The sequence below is a fragment of the Treponema sp. R8-4-B8 genome, assembly GCF_054786175.1.
In genome coordinates, this window is record NZ_BDHE01000101.1 from 1 (window position 1) to 1303 (window position 1303).

The window sequence follows — 1303 nt, forward strand, 5'->3', positions numbered from 1 at the left end:
CGCAAGAGCCTTCGCCTGAGTCACAGCCGGGATATTATGTTGATACAAGCGCGGGTGAGCCGGTTTTTAAACAACGCCTTGTCTGGGATAATGAGGAATATGTTTTATACTATGAAGTAACAATTCAAGTTTTTTCCGGACAATTCAGGGAATATCATGTTGAAATTACCAAGAATAATTTTATTGAAATTTCCCTGAATCCGGGAAGGTATCGGTACAGTGTAACTCCTTACGATTTACTTGAACGCAGATGTGAAAGTTCGGATTGGGAAGAATTTTCCATTACTGCCGCTTTTAAGCCGGAAATTGTTAAAATCGTCCCTGAATATTTTTACATGGATCAAAATAAGAACAGGGTATTGTTAATATCGGGGAATAATATTTTTGATGATTCTGTTATTTATCTGAGAAATGAAGAAAATGAGTTATTTCCTATTGATAAGGTTGTAACCAACAATTCAAGCGTAAAACTTATCTTTAATGATGATATGTTGATTCCCGGAACTTATGAAATTTACATACAAAATCCCGGCGGATTAGAAGTTATTTTGGGCGGTTTTTTTATAGGTTATCACAGGCAAATAGAATCCTTTTTTAAATTGGGTTATGCCCCGTTACTTCCGTTAAGCGGAGGATTAGAAGAGATATTTGGAACATATCTGTATTTTCCGGGGGTAACTTTCAGGCTGGAATCTCTTTCTTCACAACGCGCTTCTTTTAAGGTGGGATTGGAATTTGTACTGTCATTTTATAATTTGAATGATACATTTTCAACCCAATCGTTCAATTTAACAGACAGCAATTATCGCAGTTGCGATGTCGCGTTAATTGATTTTTGCCTTAGTGTTTCTCTGCAGAAGAGGTATAATCATCTGCGAAACGCCGTTACATTATCTCTTGGCTTTGGTTTCACCGCTTTTAACGGTTCAGGCTACATTTACGATAATGACGGTTATTACTATGATGACGTTTATCAATATTATAACAGAGTTGAATACGTCAAAAATGAAGTAATCGCCTATGCGAATCTGGGATTATCAGGTTTATTCCTTATTACAGAGAGTTATTATCTTGAAACCGGCGTGGAATTATCCTATTATTTTTATGACGCCTCCTTTTTATTAAGGCCAAGAATCTCCATAATCATAAAAGTTTAGGAAAACATGGTTTTTTTGTCATTCTAGGTACTTGAATAACCTGTCTTTTTTATGATATTGTAGAAAACAATACTATTTTTAAGGATGTTACCCATGAATAAATTTATTCTTCCATTACTTATGGCAGCCCCGCAGGCAAGCGGCTC

The 1303-nt window shown here is 35.8% G+C and carries 1 protein-coding gene; it reads left to right on the forward strand.

Annotated elements, in window-relative coordinates; translation table 11 throughout:
- The coding region (locus ACYVRA_RS06540) for a hypothetical protein (protein ID WP_461251943.1) at positions 1–1157 on the forward strand (1157 nt) is incomplete at its 5' end.
- Positions 1158–1303 lie beyond the last annotated feature (146 nt).